At 45.4% G+C, this 16,020-nt stretch carries 14 protein-coding genes and 3 tRNA genes; 14 read left to right on the top strand and 3 right to left on the bottom strand.

All coding sequences use genetic code 11. The features are described from left to right. The first annotated feature begins 35 nt into the window (after window positions 1-35). From NB463_RS18350 to NB463_RS18360, 3 genes are all read left to right on the top strand, one after another. Window positions 36-111 (top strand) — tRNA-Gly (locus NB463_RS18350). Window positions 112-146: 35 nt separating this feature from the next. Further along, a tRNA-Gly gene (locus tag NB463_RS18355) sits at window positions 147-222 on the top strand. A 59-nt stretch (window positions 223-281) separates the two neighbouring features. After that, window positions 282-358: transfer RNA gene (locus tag NB463_RS18360), tRNA-Met, on the top strand. A gap of 619 nt (window positions 359-977) precedes the next feature. Here the strand turns inward: NB463_RS18360 and queG are convergent. Beyond that, window positions 978-2,105, bottom strand: a complete 1,128-nt coding sequence (queG, locus tag NB463_RS18365) for a tRNA epoxyqueuosine(34) reductase QueG (protein WP_005395385.1) — start codon at window positions 2,103-2,105, stop codon at window positions 978-980. Window positions 2,106-2,382: 277 nt separating this feature from the next. Here queG and tsaE point away from each other — a divergent pair, with 277 nt between their 5' ends. The 8 genes from tsaE (at window position 2,383) to hflC (ending at window position 11,535) form a co-directional block, all read left to right on the top strand. Then, window positions 2,383-2,847, top strand: a complete 465-nt coding sequence (tsaE, locus tag NB463_RS18370; protein ID WP_005395381.1) for a tRNA (adenosine(37)-N6)-threonylcarbamoyltransferase complex ATPase subunit type 1 TsaE — start codon at window positions 2,383-2,385, stop codon at window positions 2,845-2,847. Continuing rightward, window positions 2,841-4,556 carry a LysM peptidoglycan-binding domain-containing protein gene (locus NB463_RS18375; RefSeq protein WP_005395379.1) on the top strand — a complete coding sequence of 572 codons (1,716 nt, stop codon included), beginning with the start codon at window positions 2,841-2,843 and terminating at the stop codon, window positions 4,554-4,556. Before tsaE ends, NB463_RS18375 begins: the two co-directional genes overlap by 7 nt. Before the next feature lie 18 nt (window positions 4,557-4,574). Further along, window positions 4,575-6,587, top strand: a complete 2,013-nt coding sequence (gene mutL / locus NB463_RS18380; RefSeq protein ID WP_258430857.1) for a DNA mismatch repair endonuclease MutL — start codon at window positions 4,575-4,577, stop codon at window positions 6,585-6,587. Further along, on the top strand, window positions 6,584-7,516 hold the full coding sequence (miaA, locus tag NB463_RS18385) for a tRNA (adenosine(37)-N6)-dimethylallyltransferase MiaA (RefSeq protein ID WP_258430858.1): 933 nt from the start codon (window positions 6,584-6,586) through the stop codon (window positions 7,514-7,516). Before mutL ends, miaA begins: the two co-directional genes overlap by 4 nt. Before the next feature lie 193 nt (window positions 7,517-7,709). Continuing rightward, window positions 7,710-7,973 carry an RNA chaperone Hfq gene (hfq, locus tag NB463_RS18390; RefSeq protein WP_005381379.1) on the top strand — a complete coding sequence of 88 codons (264 nt, stop codon included), beginning with the start codon at window positions 7,710-7,712 and terminating at the stop codon, window positions 7,971-7,973. Window positions 7,974-8,011: 38 nt separating this feature from the next. After that, complete coding sequence (gene hflX / locus NB463_RS18395; RefSeq protein ID WP_005381380.1) at window positions 8,012-9,301, top strand: ribosome rescue GTPase HflX; 1,290 nt, start codon at window positions 8,012-8,014, stop codon at window positions 9,299-9,301. 45 nt (window positions 9,302-9,346) lie between these two features. After that, entirely contained in the window at window positions 9,347-10,552 is a 1,206-nt protein-coding gene (gene hflK / locus NB463_RS18400; protein ID WP_005395374.1) for an FtsH protease activity modulator HflK, read from the top strand. A gap of 2 nt (window positions 10,553-10,554) precedes the next feature. Next, window positions 10,555-11,535, top strand: coding sequence for a protease modulator HflC (gene hflC, locus NB463_RS18405; RefSeq protein WP_005395373.1), 981 nt, complete (start codon window positions 10,555-10,557; stop codon window positions 11,533-11,535). A gap of 62 nt (window positions 11,536-11,597) precedes the next feature. Here the strand turns inward: hflC and NB463_RS18410 are convergent, their stop codons facing one another. Continuing rightward, the gene (locus NB463_RS18410; protein WP_005381383.1) at window positions 11,598-11,783 is read right to left on the bottom strand and encodes a DUF2065 domain-containing protein; all 186 of its coding nucleotides are present in this window, start codon (window positions 11,781-11,783) and stop codon (window positions 11,598-11,600) included. Between the two features lie 172 nt (window positions 11,784-11,955). Here NB463_RS18410 and NB463_RS18415 point away from each other — a divergent pair, with 172 nt between their 5' ends. Both NB463_RS18415 and motX read left to right on the top strand, forming a co-directional pair. Beyond that, window positions 11,956-13,272, top strand: coding sequence for an adenylosuccinate synthase (locus NB463_RS18415; RefSeq protein ID WP_005395372.1), 1,317 nt, complete (start codon window positions 11,956-11,958; stop codon window positions 13,270-13,272). A 219-nt stretch (window positions 13,273-13,491) separates the two neighbouring features. After that, entirely contained in the window at window positions 13,492-14,127 is a 636-nt protein-coding gene (gene motX, locus NB463_RS18420; RefSeq protein WP_005387944.1) for a flagellar protein MotX, read from the top strand. An 80-nt stretch (window positions 14,128-14,207) separates the two neighbouring features. Here the strand turns inward: motX and hmpA are convergent, their stop codons facing one another. Beyond that, window positions 14,208-15,392, bottom strand: coding sequence for an NO-inducible flavohemoprotein (hmpA, locus tag NB463_RS18425; RefSeq protein ID WP_258430859.1), 1,185 nt, complete (start codon window positions 15,390-15,392; stop codon window positions 14,208-14,210). A gap of 157 nt (window positions 15,393-15,549) precedes the next feature. On the opposite strand from hmpA, the gene nsrR reads away from it, so the two are divergent. After that, window positions 15,550-15,975, top strand: a complete 426-nt coding sequence (gene nsrR / locus NB463_RS18430) for a nitric oxide-sensing transcriptional repressor NsrR (RefSeq protein WP_005387939.1) — start codon at window positions 15,550-15,552, stop codon at window positions 15,973-15,975. Window positions 15,976-16,020 lie beyond the last annotated feature (45 nt).

Genomic DNA, 16,020 nt, shown 5'->3' on the forward strand with positions numbered 1-16,020 from the left:
TATATAGCCCTCATCGTGCTTAACGGTGACGAAATGCGACACTAGCTCAGTTGGTAGAGCGCAACCTTGCCAAGGTTGAGGTCACGAGTTCGAACCTCGTGTGTCGCTCCAATATATAGCCTTCATCGTGCTTAACGGTGACAAAAGCGACACTAGCTCAGTTGGTAGAGCGCAACCTTGCCAAGGTTGAGGTCACGAGTTCGAACCTCGTGTGTCGCTCCAGTTTCTTTTTTATAAATGAAAGCAAAGCCTTCATCATCAACAACGATGAAGCACTCGGACGCGGGGTGGAGCAGCTTGGTAGCTCGTCGGGCTCATAACCCGAAGGTCGTCGGTTCAAATCCGGCCCCCGCAACCAAATACAAGACGATAGATTGAATGTTTATTTATTAGCACAATCCTAAGTCGTCGACGGATGCGCCGCTTGATTCAATTCCTGCTTCTCGCAACCAATCACATCGCTCTTTTCATAATGCTGCGAAGCATGAATCCCCAAAAACTAAATTTTATCCGCATCATATGATGTCGGACGATTTCGTTTGTGTTTAAAACACGATATGAATCGGCTGGCGTACAAGCATGATGAGGTTCTGCATGTTTTATCTACTTTAATTAACAGAGTTATCCACATACGTCGTTCTGTGGATAAGTTAGTTGATAAAGTGTTTTTAGCTTGACTTTTTGCGATGGAGAAGAAAGATCTTTTCGCTGAAGGAAAGTCGAAATAATAACGAAATATTGATTAAGTCTTTGTTAAACAAGAGAAAAATAAGTTTTTTGTCGGATCGGATACGTTAAAATACGATCATTAACTGGTATTTTTTTGATCCTAGTCATTTCTCCAAGCTGTGTTTAACTTTTTTCTGCTAGCTTGTTTTTCTTGAATCTCAAATTTTTTTCCACATTACAAAATTGAGAACAAGGTCATGAATTGAACATGTAAAAGTGCTTTCAATCTCTTGCATATAGACTACGCACTATGCGTCTCTTGGTAGCCCCTTCTCGACTATTCTTATTAAGCGCTGCTTTTTCGTCTCTGTAGATGCTTTATTCTCAATGGGGAGTTGATTAAGTTGCTCGGCCAAAGCCCATTTGATGTGTTCATCAAGTAATTTATTTTCACCTTGTCGACTTTCTAACGCATCAATGACTCGTTGACTGTATTCTGCATTACCAAGTGCGACAGCAATATTACGCAGCCACTGTATATGACCAATGCGACGAATAGCGGAGCCTTCCATATTTTTTAGAAAAGTCGCTTCATCCCAGTTAAACATGTCTACGAGATCCGGGTTTTTGAAACTATCGCGACGATGGAAATCACTCTGCTCCGTTATGTCGGCGTAGCGATTCCATGGGCAAACCAATTGGCAGTCATCACAGCCATAAATGCGGTTACCCATTGGCTTGCGAAACTCTTCAGGGATCACGCCATCGAACTCGATGGTGAGGTAAGAGATGCAGCGTCTAGCATCAACAACTTTGTCTTCAACGATGGCTTGTGTTGGGCATGAGGTAATGCATGCTTTGCATTTACCGCACTGATCAACGCTTGGCTCGTCAACGGGAAGTGGCAAGTCGATAAGTAACTCGCCTAAAAAGAACCACGAGCCACAGTCTTGATCTAAAATCAGGGAATGTTTCCCTGTCCAGCCTAAGCCCGCTTTTTGGGCGAGTGGTCGCTCCAATATTGGTGCGGAGTCGACGAAAGGTCGGTAACCATACTGACCAACTTCTTGTTCAATAAGTTTGCCAAGTTTATTCAGTTGTTTTCTGACGAGCTTGTGATAATCACGCCCTAATGCATAGCGACTAATATAGGCATGATTTTTATTCGCTAGGTTTGAAGCGAATTGTGCTTCTGGTGGTAGGTAGTCCATCCGAACGCTGATCACACGAACGGTTCCCGGGAGTAGCTCATTGGGTCTAGCTCGCATCATACCGTGACGAGCCATCCAGTCCATTGAGCCGTGATAACCTGCATCGAGCCATTTTTGCAGTGCGGCTTCATGCTCACTCAGATCAACGTCGCAGATCCCAACTTTTTGGAAGCCGAGCTCTTTTCCCCAAATTTTGATTTGTTGTGCGAGTTGTTCGTAGTTCATGCTAACCACCGGAATAAAAGGGGGGCGGATCTTAACGGATCTCTGGCTTTGGTGCTACCCAGTTAGGGACGTTTTTGATGCTGTGAATACTACTTATTGAAGTCATTTGCATATATTCTAAATCTAGGTCGATACTAAGGTGATTAAGATACCGTTCCTTGGATACTTTTTTCGCACATATGACATTTGAAAGCTTGTCTCTCAAAACCAACACGGTTTACTATTCCTGTTCTTTTGATTTTTATATAGTCAACGATCATTAGTTAGAGAAGCATCAATGAGCACGAAACAATTCAATTTAAAAGATGAGCACGAAACGGTTGCACTAGGTACCGCTCTGGCTCACCTTTGTTCGCAACAAACCACAATTTATCTGCATGGTGATTTGGGTGCAGGTAAAACAACCTTTAGTCGTGGTTTTGTCCGTGCTCTTGGCCATCAAGGTAACGTGAAAAGCCCAACTTATACTCTAGTCGAACCGTATCAGTTGGATCAGTGGCAAGTGTACCATTTCGATCTTTATCGTCTTGCGGATCCTGAAGAGCTTGAGTTCATGGGGATTCGAGATTACTTCACAGATGATGCAATTTGCTTGGTTGAATGGCCTGAAAAAGGGCATGGTTTGTTGCCACAACCGGATCTTGATGTGAACATTCGCTACCAAGGTGAGCAACGTGTAGCCGAACTAACAGCTAATAATGATTATGGTGTGCAGTTACTCAGTCGATTGGAGCTATGTTGAGTTTTTCAAATTTTAGAGTAGTGGCGACGTTTGTCGCCACTTTTCTCCTTCTCATCCCCAATTTAGCATTTGCTAACGTCGTTAAGAGTTTTCGAGTTTGGCCTTCTCCTGATGAAACGCGTGTTGTCATCGATTTAGGCTCGGAAGCTGACTATTCCTATTTCTCTTTATCCGGACCGGATCGTCTTGTCGTGGATTTAAAAAGCACGACCATGCAGGCCAAACTGCCTGTTACTGTTACGGACAGCCCGGTTTTAAAGCTAGTTCGAAAAAGCTCTCCGCCAGAGAAGGGCACCTATCGTTTGGTGTTTGAACTGAAAAAGAGCGTTCAAGCAGAATTGTTTAAATTAAGCCCAACACCTGGCGGGCAATATGGTCACCGTTTGGTGATTGACCTGCCGCACGGTAAGAAAGCATCGACTTCAGCTTCTAAACCGAGCAAGCCAGCGGCGACCAGTAAAGACATGAGTTCAGTACAAAGAGCTCAAGAAGTCTTGATCGTTATCGACCCTGGTCACGGTGGTGAAGATCCTGGCTCTATTGGCCCTTCACGCCGTAAGTACGAGAAAGACGCGGTATTGAGTATCTCAAGAAAAATTGCTGCTCAGCTCGATGCTACGCCTGGGATTAAAACGCGTATGACACGTACCGGAGATTACTTTGTGAATCTAAACCGTCGTGTAGCCATTGCCCGTGAAAATGATGCTCACTTACTGATTTCCATTCACGCTGATGCGTTTACCTCACCGAAGCCTCGCGGAGGTTCGGTTTTCGTGCTGAATACCCGTCGTGCAAATACTGAAATTGCTCGCTGGGTTGAGAACCATGAGAAACAATCTGAAATATTAGGTGGTTCGGGTAATGCGTTCTTCACTAAGACCAAAGATCGTAACGTGAACCAAACTTTGTTGGACTTGCAGTTTAGTCATTCACAAAAAGAAGGGTATAAGCTGGCAACAGAAATCCTTGGTGAGATGGGACGTGTTGCGCACCTGCATAACACCAAACCGATTAATACTAGCCTTGCTGTTTTACGCTCTCCGCAGATTCCGTCTGTATTAGTGGAAACGGGCTTTATTTCTAACCCAACAGAAGAGCGGTTGCTGTTTCAACGAGCGCACCAAGATAAGTTAGCTCAGGCGATCACCAAGGCGGTCGTTAAGTACTTAAAAGATAATCCACCAGAGGGTACGGTATTCTCGCCTTCAGCGAAGCCAATAGTGCATACCGTAAAACGTGGCGAGTCGTTATCGGTGATTGCGAATAAATATGGGCTTAGCTCTAAAGCGCTGATGTCGGCAAACAACTTGAAGTCGACTGGGTTGGCAATTGGTCAGAAGCTCAAAATCCCTTCTGCTGGCACGATTAAAGTGCCAAGTAAACCGATTACTGTTGAGACAGAAACCATTATTCACAAGGTTAAGTCAGGTGAGTTCTTAGGTAAGATCGCGAGTCACTATAAAGTGAAGGTTTCAGATATCCGCCGTGAGAACAACTTGAAGTCAGATACCTTGTGGGTAGGACAAAAGTTGAAGATAACCGTCGCTGTCAAAGATAAGCCGATCCGTAAGCACAAAGTTTCTCGAGGTGAATACCTTGGTAAAATAGCGTCCAAATACGGAGTCAGCGTTTCGAGCATTCGTAAAGCGAACAACTTACGCTCTGATCAGCTGGCGGTTGGGCAAGTTCTTATCATTCCAAACAAGTAGGTGAGCTTTTAACTCATTATGACGATTAAAATTTTGCCAGCTAGACTTGCAAACCAAATCGCAGCAGGGGAAGTGGTCGAAAGACCCGCCTCTGTGATTAAAGAACTGGTTGAAAATAGTCTTGATTCTGGCGCAACTCGAATCGATATTGATATCGAGAAAGGAGGCGCAAAGCTGATTCGTGTTCGTGATAACGGCAAAGGTATCGCGAAAGATGAACTCGGCTTGGCGCTCAGTCGTCATGCTACATCTAAGATACATACCTTGGATGATCTTGAAGCCATCATGAGTCTAGGTTTTCGCGGTGAAGCGTTAGCCAGTATTAGCTCAGTCTCGCGTTTGACGCTCACATCGCGTCCTGCGGCACAAGAAGAAGCCTGGAGTGCCTACTCCGAAGGGCGTGATATGCAGGTGAAGCTTAAGCCTGCAGCGCACCCGATTGGTACGACTGTTGAGGTGTTGGATTTATTTTTTAATACTCCAGCGCGTCGCAAATTTCTTCGTACGGAGAAAACCGAATTTGCTCATATTGATGAGTTATTGAAACGCATTGCGTTAAGTCGCTTTGATGTCACCATCAATGTGCGTCATAACGGCAAGATCATCCGTCAATATCGCGCGGCGAAAAATCAGCTTCAAACCGAAAAACGTATTGCAGCTGTCTGCGGTAATGCGTTTGTGCGGCATATGCTCAGAATCGAGCTTGAGCATCAAGGGTTAAAGCTACATGGTTGGATTACCATTCCAGAGGGAGCAAGGCAGCAAAGCGATTTACAGTATTGCTATGTGAATGGCCGAATGATGCGTGACAAATTAATCAATCACGCGATTCGTCAAAGCTATGAAATGAGCTTAAAGCCAGATCAGTTCGCTGCCTATGTGCTCTTTATTGAGTTAGACCCGCACCAGGTAGATGTGAATGTTCACCCCGCTAAGCATGAAGTGCGCTTTCACCAAGCTCGCTTAGTGCATGATTTCATCTATCAAGCTTTGGCGGATGCACTTGCGCAAAGCGCCGTGATTGATAAACCACAGGTTAATGAATCGGCATTTCATCGTGTGGAACCGAATGAGTCCGAAGAGGTTGAGCATTCGCCTGCGCCTGAAACAGTGCAAAGACCGACCTCTTCACCAGTTCCAGAGCGTGTTTATCAAGCGATAGAAAGTGCACCGGCTTATCCTGGACGCAGTGATTATGAAGTCAAACCTCGCGATCGCAGTCCTAGGGATACATCCGTGCGAGAGGCGCGCGTAGTTGAGTCATTCAAACGTAATGATTGGGTGGAATCCAAACCCGCACCAAAGCCGAATCACAGTAAAGAGCGCTACGTAGAGCCAACGCCAACTAAACAAGAAGTACGCGCTTATCACGAGTTGTTGAAAACGCCCGAGTTTGAGTCTCAACCCGTAACGCCGATAGAGCCCCAAAAGGCAACTTCGAATGCATCACTTCCATCGATTAATGCATTAGGCAAAGCGCTAGTGATGGTCGATGAGCAATTTGTTTTGATGAGCAGTGACAGTGGGGCGGCGTTAGTCTCGTTACCTAGAGCGGAATTTTATCGTGTAAAAGGGCAGCTCACTCCAAGCGATGGCGCGCTTAAAGCACAGCCTCTACTCGTTCCTCTATCTATTAAGTTAGAGGCCGAGTTAGTGAAGCTGGCTCAAGATTATCAACAAGATTTGGCGTTACTTGGCATTCAATTGAAAGCGAGAAATGAGCAAGCCTTAATGGTGATGGGCGTTCCCGCGCCGCTACGTCAACAAAACTTACAAAATCTAGTTCCAGATCTGTTATCTTACGCGCAATCTTGTGTGAAGGAAGGTATAGCAACGGCTCAGATGCTGTCTGAGTTGATAGATTGGCTCGCATTGCAGGTCACGACAGTGAAGAGTCATTATACTTTTTCTGAAGCAATTCAAATTATTGCGGAACTTGAACAGCTAAGAGATGGTCAATTGCCATTAGAAGATACAAAATTTGTATCCGCTGTTGATTTCTCTGCCACGATAGCCAAATTAAAACCATGACAGATAAACTACCTTTGGCGCTATTTTTAATGGGGCCAACAGCATCAGGCAAAACTGAGTTGGCGATTCGTCTTCGTCAAAAGTTCCCGGTTGAGATCATCAGTGTTGATTCTGCTTTGATCTATAAAGGGATGGATATCGGTACGGCGAAACCGGATGGAAAAGAGTTAAGTTTAGCGCCTCATCGCTTGATTGATATTTTGGATCCGAGCGAATCTTACTCTGTAGCCGACTTTCGTCGTGATGCATTGAAAGCGATGGATGATATTGTTGCAGAAGGAAAAATTCCACTCTTAGTGGGTGGGACAATGCTGTATTATAAGGCGCTACTTGAAGGTTTATCCCCACTTCCTGCTGCAAATCCTGAAATTCGTCAGCAAATTGAACAAGAAGCATTGACTAAAGGTTGGTCAGTGTTGCACGATGAACTCAAAGAGGTTGATCCTGTGTCAACAGCGAGAATCCATCCCAATGATCCCCAACGTTTATCTCGGGCATTGGAAGTTTTTCGTATTTCAGGTAAAACTTTGACTGAATTGACTCAAACGAAAGGTGAAAGCCTGCCATACCGAGTCAAGCAGTTTGCAATAGCTCCCAAGGATAGGGCAGAACTTCACCGTCGAATTGAACTTCGTTTCGAAAAGATGATGGAAGCGGGCTTTGAAGAAGAAATGAAAGCGCTACATTCGCGAAAAGATCTTCACCCCGATCTTCCTTCCATACGATGCGTCGGTTACCGACAGATGTGGGAGTATTTAGATGGGGAGTGTACACGTGACGAAGCAGTATTTCGTGGCGTATGCGCGACTCGTCAATTGGCCAAGCGTCAAATCACCTGGTTACGCAGCTGGGATGACTTAACTTGGTTGGATAGCGAGAACATTGAACAGGCATTAGAAACGATGTCGGAAGCAATAGCATCTGATTGACATAGCTGTGTATAATGTGATCGTTTTTGCGTGAACGCACTCTCAAAGGATCTGTTGTTGGCGGTTTTTATACTATGCTGCTAATTACTTAGAGTGCATTTTTGATTCGTTTAGCTCAGATGCAAAAGCAGTATCTTTTGCATTGCACCACTAGCTAAATAATTACAACTACAAATTAAATAAGGAAAATAAAATGGCTAAGGGGCAATCTCTACAAGACCCATTTCTAAACGCGCTACGTCGTGAGCGTATCCCGGTATCTATCTACCTTGTGAATGGTATTAAACTACAAGGTCAGATCGAATCGTTCGATCAATTTGTGATCCTGCTGAAGAATACTGTTAACCAAATGGTGTACAAGCACGCGATCTCAACAGTTGTGCCGGCTCGTCCAGTGAGCCATCACAGCGGTGAACGTCCACAAGGTGAGCGTCCACAAGAGAAATCAGAAGATTAATTCTTCATCGAGTATTTTTAAAATAAGGAGTTGATTGCTTGTTTGACCGTTATGAATCCGGTGAGCGAGCCGTACTTGTTCATATCAACTTCACGCAAGAAGGTGAATGGGAAGATCTGGCTGAGTTCGAAATGCTGGTTTCTTCTGCTGGGGTAGAGGCGCTACAAGTGGTAACTGGTAGTCGTCAATCCCCACACCCGAAATACTATGTCGGAGAGGGTAAGGCCCAAGAGATTGCTACTGCGGTACAGTCGACAGGTGCCGAAATTGTGATTTTTAATCACGCCCTCTCTCCTGCCCAAGAACGTAACCTCGAAGCACTGTGCCAATGTCGAGTTCTCGACCGCACTGGTCTTATTCTCGATATCTTTGCTCAACGAGCTCGAACACACGAAGGTAAGCTACAGGTAGAGCTGGCTCAACTTCGTCATATCTCTACTCGTTTGATTCGTGGTTGGACGCACCTTGAAAGGCAGAAAGGGGGTATCGGTTTACGTGGCCCGGGTGAAACCCAGCTGGAAACCGACCGTCGCTTATTGCGTGACAGAATCAAAGCCATCCTGCGACGCTTAGACAAAGTAGCGAAGCAGCGTGAACAAGGGCGCCGCGCCCGAAATCGAGCTGAAATCCCAACGGTTTCACTTGTGGGTTACACCAACGCGGGTAAGTCGACACTCTTCAACCGTATTACAGAAGCTGGCGTGTATGCCGCTGATCAACTATTTGCTACTTTGGACCCGACTTTACGTAAGATAGAGTTAGCAGATGTTGGGCCTGCCATTTTGGCAGACACGGTTGGTTTTATTCGACATTTGCCTCACGACTTGGTTGCGGCCTTCAAGGCAACCTTGCAGGAAACGCAAGAAGCTGACATTTTGTTACATGTTGTTGATGCCAGTGATGAGCGTTTTCGTGAGAATATTCAAGCTGTTCATGAAGTACTAGAAGAGATCGACGCACATGAAGTGCCGACTCTGGTTGTCATGAACAAAATCGACAATCTAGATTCGCAGAAACCACGTATAGAACGAGACGAGGAAGGCGTACCTCGCGCAGTTTGGGTTTCAGCAATGGATGGGTTGGGCATTGATGTCCTGTTTGAGGCACTGACGGAACGTCTGGCGTCACAAATGGTCGAGCATCAGTTGCGAATTCCTCCACAGTATCAAGGACGATTCCGTAGTACCTTCTTCCAAATGAAGTGTATTCAACGTGAGGAATATGACCAGGATGGTAACTTGTTGATCGATATTCGAATGCAGCAAGTAGATTGGTCTAGACTTGAAAAAAGAGAAGGGGCAGTTTTGACTGGCTTTATAGTCACTTAAAGGACTGCTACAGTATAACGTCATATCAAATGATGGAGCTTTCTAATGGCGTGGAATGAGCCTGGAAATAACAACGGCAACAATGGCCGCGATAATGACCCTTGGGGTAATAATAATCGTGGTGGCCAGCGTCCTGGTGGCCGAGATCAAGGTCCGCCAGATTTAGATGAAGTGTTCAATAAACTGAGTCAAAAACTGGGTGGCAAGTTTGGTAAAAAAGGCGGCGGTGGTTCTCCAATCGGCGGCGGTGGTGGTAGTGCAATTGGCTTTGGCGTGATTGCTCTTATTGCTGTTGCAGTTTGGTTCTTCGCTGGTTTTTACACCATCGGTGAAGCAGAGCGTGGTGTTGTGCTGCGTTTAGGTAAATACGATCGTATCGTAGACCCAGGCCTTAACTGGCGCCCTCGTTTTATTGATGAATACGAAGCGGTAAACGTACAAGCGATTCGTTCACTACGTGCATCTGGTCTAATGCTGACTAAAGATGAAAACGTCGTAACAGTCGCGATGGATGTTCAGTACCGAGTGACTGACCCGTACAAATACTTGTACCGTGTAACCAATGCGGACGATAGCTTGCGTCAAGCAACGGATTCTGCACTACGTGCAGTAATTGGTGATTCATTGATGGATAGCATTCTAACCAGTGGTCGTCAGCAAATTCGTCAAACTACGCAAGAAACACTGAACCAAATCATTGATAGCTATGATATGGGTCTGGTACTTGTTGACGTAAACTTCCAGTCTGCGCGTCCACCAGAGCAAGTGAAAGATGCGTTTGATGATGCAATCGCAGCTCGTGAGGATGAAGAGCGTTTCATCCGTGAAGCAGAAGCATACAAGAACGAAATCTTGCCGAAGGCAACGGGTCGTGCTGAACGTTTGAAGAAAGAAGCGCAAGGTTACAATGAACGTGTCACTAACGAGGCTCTTGGTCAGGTAGCACAGTTCGAAAAACTACTACCAGAATACCAAGCGGCACCAGGTGTAACGCGTGACCGTCTGTACATCGACGCAATGGAAGAAGTGTACTCAAGCACTTCGAAAGTGTTGATTGACTCGGAATCAAGCGGCAATCTTCTGTACCTTCCAATCGATAAGTTGGCGGGCCAAGAAGGTCAGGCAGACACAAAACGTAAATCGAAGTCATCTTCAACCTACGATCAAATTCAACTGGAGTCTGAGCGTACACAAGAAGACACTTCGAACACGCAGTCTCGTTCAACAGGTTCACGTCAAGGGAGATACTAAGAATGCGTAAGTTAATGATCCCTGTATTGGTAATCGCACTGGCATTAATGTTGATGTCTTTGTTTGTGATTCCTGAAGGTGAGCGCGGTATCGTGGTTCGATTTGGTCGTGTTCTTAAAGACAACAACGACATCACTCGAATTTACGAGCCTGGTTTGCATTTCAAGATGCCTCTGTTTGACCGTGTGAAACAACTTGATGCACGTATCCAAACGATGGATGGCCGTGCAGACCGTTTCGTAACGTCTGAGAAAAAAGACGTTATTATTGATACCTACGTGAAGTGGCGTATTGAAGACTTTGGTCGTTACTACCTAGCGACAGGCGGTGGTAATTCGCTAACGGCGGAGGCACTACTTGAGCGTAAAGTAACGGATGTGCTTCGTTCTGAAATCGGTGCTCGTGAAATCAAACAGATTGTATCTGGTCCACGTAACGATGATGTACTACCAGAAGATGCAAGTGCAGATGTTGTCGCAACTGAAGCGGCACGTGAAGCGCTTGAGATTGATGGTGAACGTGACCTAATTATGTCTGAAGTGTTGAAAGACACGCGTGAAAGCGCGATGAAAGACTTGGGTGTTCGTGTTGTTGATTTCCGCATGAAGAAAATCAACCTGCCTGATGAAATCAGTGAGTCTATCTACCGTCGTATGCGTGCAGAGCGTGAGTCTGTAGCTCGTAAGCACCGTTCTCAAGGTCGTGAGAAAGCGGAAGTTATTCGTGCTCAAGCTGAGCTAGAAGTGGCAACCATTCTAGCTGAAGCTGATAAGACTGCTCGTGTAACACGAGGTGAGGCGGATGCTGAAGCTGCGAAGATTTATGCTGAAGCATACAACAAAGACCCTGAGTTCTTTAGTTTCCTACGCTCGCTACGTGCGTATGAGAAGTCCTTCAGCTCTAAGAGCGATATCCTGGTACTTGATCCGAAGAGTGAGTTCTTCCAATACATGAACCAGTCGAAGGGCGGCATGGAGAAATAATCTCAGCGTCAAATGAAACAAAAGGCTCCTTAGGGAGCCTTTTTTGTATCTGATGCTAAGTGCTAGCTCATCATTATGGCGATTACGGCTCCAGCAACTACTAGGCAGCCACCGATGCGTCGTAGCTGATTGTTGGGCTGTTCACTTAATTGAGCCACCATATTCCGCCAACCGTTTGGAGCAATGAGTGGTCCAATGCCTTCCACGATCAAGACTAGCCCAATCGCCAACCATATGGATTCAGACATACCGCTTTCCAGTCGAATAAAGAAAACTAAATACTATCAGTGATATGCTGATTTCAAAATGAGCAAAGCAGCAAGATGACATTCTGGTAGCAACTCTGTGAACAAAAAATGACTGCAAGAAGCGTGATTCGGTGCTAGAATCCATTTTTAACTAGCAATCAGACTTGGAAAGATGGGAAATAACGTAGTCGTTCTAGGCACCCAATGGGGTGACGAAGGTAAAGGTAAAATCGTAGACCTTTTAACTGAAGATGCAAAATACGTGGTACGCTACCAAGGCGGTCACAACGCAGGTCATACTCTCGTAATTGACGGTGAAAAAACCGTTCTTCACTTAATTCCATCAGGTATCCTTCGCGATAACGTAAAATGTGTTATCGGTAACGGTGTTGTACTATCACCTGAAGCTCTACTTAAAGAAATGAAACCTCTTGAAGAGCGCGGTATTCCAGTACGCGAGCGTCTTTTCATTTCTGAAGCATGTCCGCTAATTCTTCCTTACCACGTTGCAATGGACCAAGCTCGCGAAATCGCTCGCGGTAAAAAAGCTATTGGTACAACAGGCCGTGGTATCGGTCCAGCATACGAAGATAAAGTTGCTCGTCGCGGTCTACGCGTTGGCGACCTATTCGATATGGAATCGTTCGCTGAGAAGCTAAAAGAAGTCATGGAGTTCCATAACTTCCAACTCGTTAACTTCTACAAAGCGGAACCAGTAAGCTACGAAGCTGTGCTTGAAGAAGCAAAAGGCTACGCAGAGCTACTTACTTCAATGGTTATCGACGTAACTGACGAACTAGACGCAGCACGTAAGCGCGGCGATAAGATCATGTTCGAAGGTGCACAAGGTACGCTACTTGATATCGACCACGGTACTTACCCATACGTAACGTCTTCTAACACGACTGCTGGTGGTGTTGCTGCAGGTTCTGGTTTTGGTCCTCGTCACATCGGTTACATCTTGGGTATCGCGAAAGCGTACTGTACTCGCGTTGGTGCAGGTCCATTCCCGACAGAACTATACGATGGTCTAGATAAGCAAGATCCAATTGGTAAGCACTTAGGTGAAGTTGGCCACGAGTTCGGTGCAACAACTGGTCGTCTACGTCGTACAGGTTGGTTCGATGCTGTTGCTATGCGTCGTGCGATCCAAATCAACTCTGTATCTGGTTTCTGTCTAACTAAACTAGACGTACTAGATGGTCTAGAAGAGCTAAAAATCTGTACTGGTTACAAGATGGAAGATGGCTCTGTGCTAGAAGTTTCTCCGATGGCTGCTGAAGCATTCGAAAAAGCAACGCCAATCTACGAAACAATGCCTGGTTGGTCTGAGAACACATTCGGTGCTAAAGCGCTAGAAGATCTACCACAAGCGGCTCTTAACTACATCAAGCGTATTGAAGAGCTAACAGGTGTGCCTGTAGATATCATTTCAACAGGTCCTGACCGCAACGAAACTATCATCAAGGTTCATCCATTCGAAGCTTAATTGATAGTCGTTAAAGATTGCAAAAGCCGACCTTCTGGTCGGCTTTTTTGTATCTGAACAAAAAACGGCAGTGATTCTCATATGGCAAATTTTTGCCGCTGAGTCTAAGTCAGAGGCAAAAATTGTCTAAAGCTTAGCTGGTTTTTGCCGATAAGGTTATCAAGCAGAGGAGATCCTTCATCGATCTTTGGTTTCTTAGATACCTTAAAGAGTACGTTTATGAAGTTACGAACAGTGGCTGCTTCACTGTTATTGACCTTGGTAGCTACCACAGCGAAAGCCAATGTTGCTGATGTGGGGGCGCCAGTTCCTATCTACACCGAAGCAGAGCTGATAAAGCTTATTGAGCAAAATAAGCACTTACAACGTGTGCGCGCTGATAACTGCCAGCTGGTGGAGGATATCGTTGCTCGTGCGACTCGAATTAACTTGCCCGCTTATGAATTTCTGTACGGCGACATGTTGGCGTGGGGTGTGTGTGTCGAGCAAGATGTCGAACTGGGCCTTTACTACATCGAAAATGCAGCACATCAGGGATTACCTGCCGCGCTAGAGCAGATTGGTCGATACTATTCGCGTGGCACTTTAGTGCAGCAAGATAAAGAGCGAGCGATTCCTTACTTGCGAGAAGCCGCCTCAATGGGAAACCTAAATGCGCGTATTCATTTAGCCGAATTACTCCTGCGTGATTACGGCAGCCCACTTGACTACGAAGATGCTTATCGTTGGCTATATAACTCTGTCACAGCAGATAAGCGGCAGCATAAGCGCATCACTGTATTGAGAAACGGCCTTGAACAGCGCATGCCACAAAACGTTATTGCTCGAGCTAAACGGCGAGACACCTTTTGGTAACGCTTCAATATTGTAAACAACTTCATACAACAAAGCCCACGTCACGTGGGCTTTGTTGTTTTCCCGATAGCTGATAGCGCTTAAACCACTTTGTGTGGACCGAAGCATTCGTAATGGAATTGCTCTTCTGGTACGCCAAGTTCTAATAGCTGTTTCGCTACGTGCTGCATAAATCCTACAGGACCACAGAAGTACACCTGCACTTTATCTTGCTTTAATGCAGCTTCAATTTCATACAGATTGACAAAGCCCGTGAAGTGGAAGTCTTCACCTAGCGTGTCTTCTGCCGTTGGTTGGTTATACCAAATGAGCGCGTTCATATTTTCTTTTTCTGCAACGAGTTGGTTTACGTGTTGCTTGAAAGCATGCTGTTGGCCATTTTCGGTTGCATGAACCCAAGTTACAGGTGCTTGATGTGCAGAGAGACTTTCCAGCATGGACAGCGTTGGCGTAAGTCCTACACCTGCAGAAATTAGAACAACGGGTGTTTGTGGTTCGGCATCCATAAAGAAATCACCGGCAGGGGCGGCAAGCTGCACTTTTTCGCCAATGTTCAGGCTATCGTGCAGGAAGTTCGATACTTTTCCTCCTTCTTCACGTTTTACCGAGATACGGTAAGTGTTCTCTTGAACCGCAGAAGATAGGCTATATTGGCGAATTTCTTGGTTTTCTAACTGGTCACTGTTGATATAGATGCCAAGATATTGTCCCGGTTTATACGGTGCCACTTTTTGGCCATCGGTTGGCTTAAACACAAAGCTGCAAATGTGTTCGCTCTCGATTTGTTTATCGACTAATTCAAATTCGCGTAGACCGCGCCAGCCGCCTTCCAAAGCTTCATTTTGTTGGTAAATTTGTTCTTCGCGCTGAATAAATACATTCGCAAGTACGCCGTAAGCCTCAGCCCAAGCATCCAACACTTCTTGACCTGGATTAAAAAGCTCATCGATTGTCGCAAGTAAATGTTTACCAACGATTTGGTACTGATCTTTTGTGATCAAAAAGCTCGTATGCTTATGCGCAATTTTCTCTACTGCACCAAGTAGAGCTGGCAAATTTTCAATATTGGCAGCATAGGCGCAGATGGCGTTGAATAGCGCTTCACGCTGATCGCCGTTACGCTGGTTACTCATATTAAAAATATCTTTCAACTCTGGGTTATGAGTAAACATACGTTCGTAAAAGTGCGCGGTCAGTTTTGGTCCCGTTTCGGCGATAAGTGGTGCGGTCGCTTTGACGATCTCGATGGTTTGATTGCTGAGCATAAGGGCTTCCTACTTTAAGTTGTATTTATAATGCATGTTTAAAGTTGTATCTCAAATGTATCTTTCGATCAAGAAAAGATTTACACTTTTATCGATAGCTCAAGTTTGGCGTTTTAGTGTCACCAGCGAGTTATTGAGTCGCACTTTGGGAGAGAATATGCAGTTAACGAGCTTTACTGATTATGCGTTGAGAACCTTAATTTTCTTGGCTTCGTTGCCGGAAGATGAGTTAACTAATATCACTGAAGTGACGGATTTATTTGGTGTGTCACGTAACCATATGGTCAAAGTTATCAACCGTTTAGGGCAACTAGGTTATGTCCACACCGTGCGTGGAAAAAACGGTGGTATTCGGTTGATGAAACCTGCTTCTGAAATCACAGTAGGTGGTGTCGTGCGAGATTTAGAGCCGTTAGATTTGGTCAATTGCGGCGTAGATTTTTGCCATATTACCCCTGCCTGTCGCCTCAAAGATAAATTGGCAAAAGCAAAAAGTGCCTTTTTGGCGGAGCTGGATGATTGCACGATCGAATCCTTGCTGAGCGACAATTCTGAGTTGTTGATCTTACTGGCTCGTCCTTAACTCATTTGCACGTCTAGAGTCGATCTCGATCATTCTTTTTTTAAA

The sequence above is a fragment of the Vibrio sp. RM-41-2B genome, from assembly GCF_024744415.1.
Lineage (GTDB): Bacteria > Pseudomonadota > Gammaproteobacteria > Enterobacterales > Vibrionaceae > Vibrio > Vibrio diabolicus.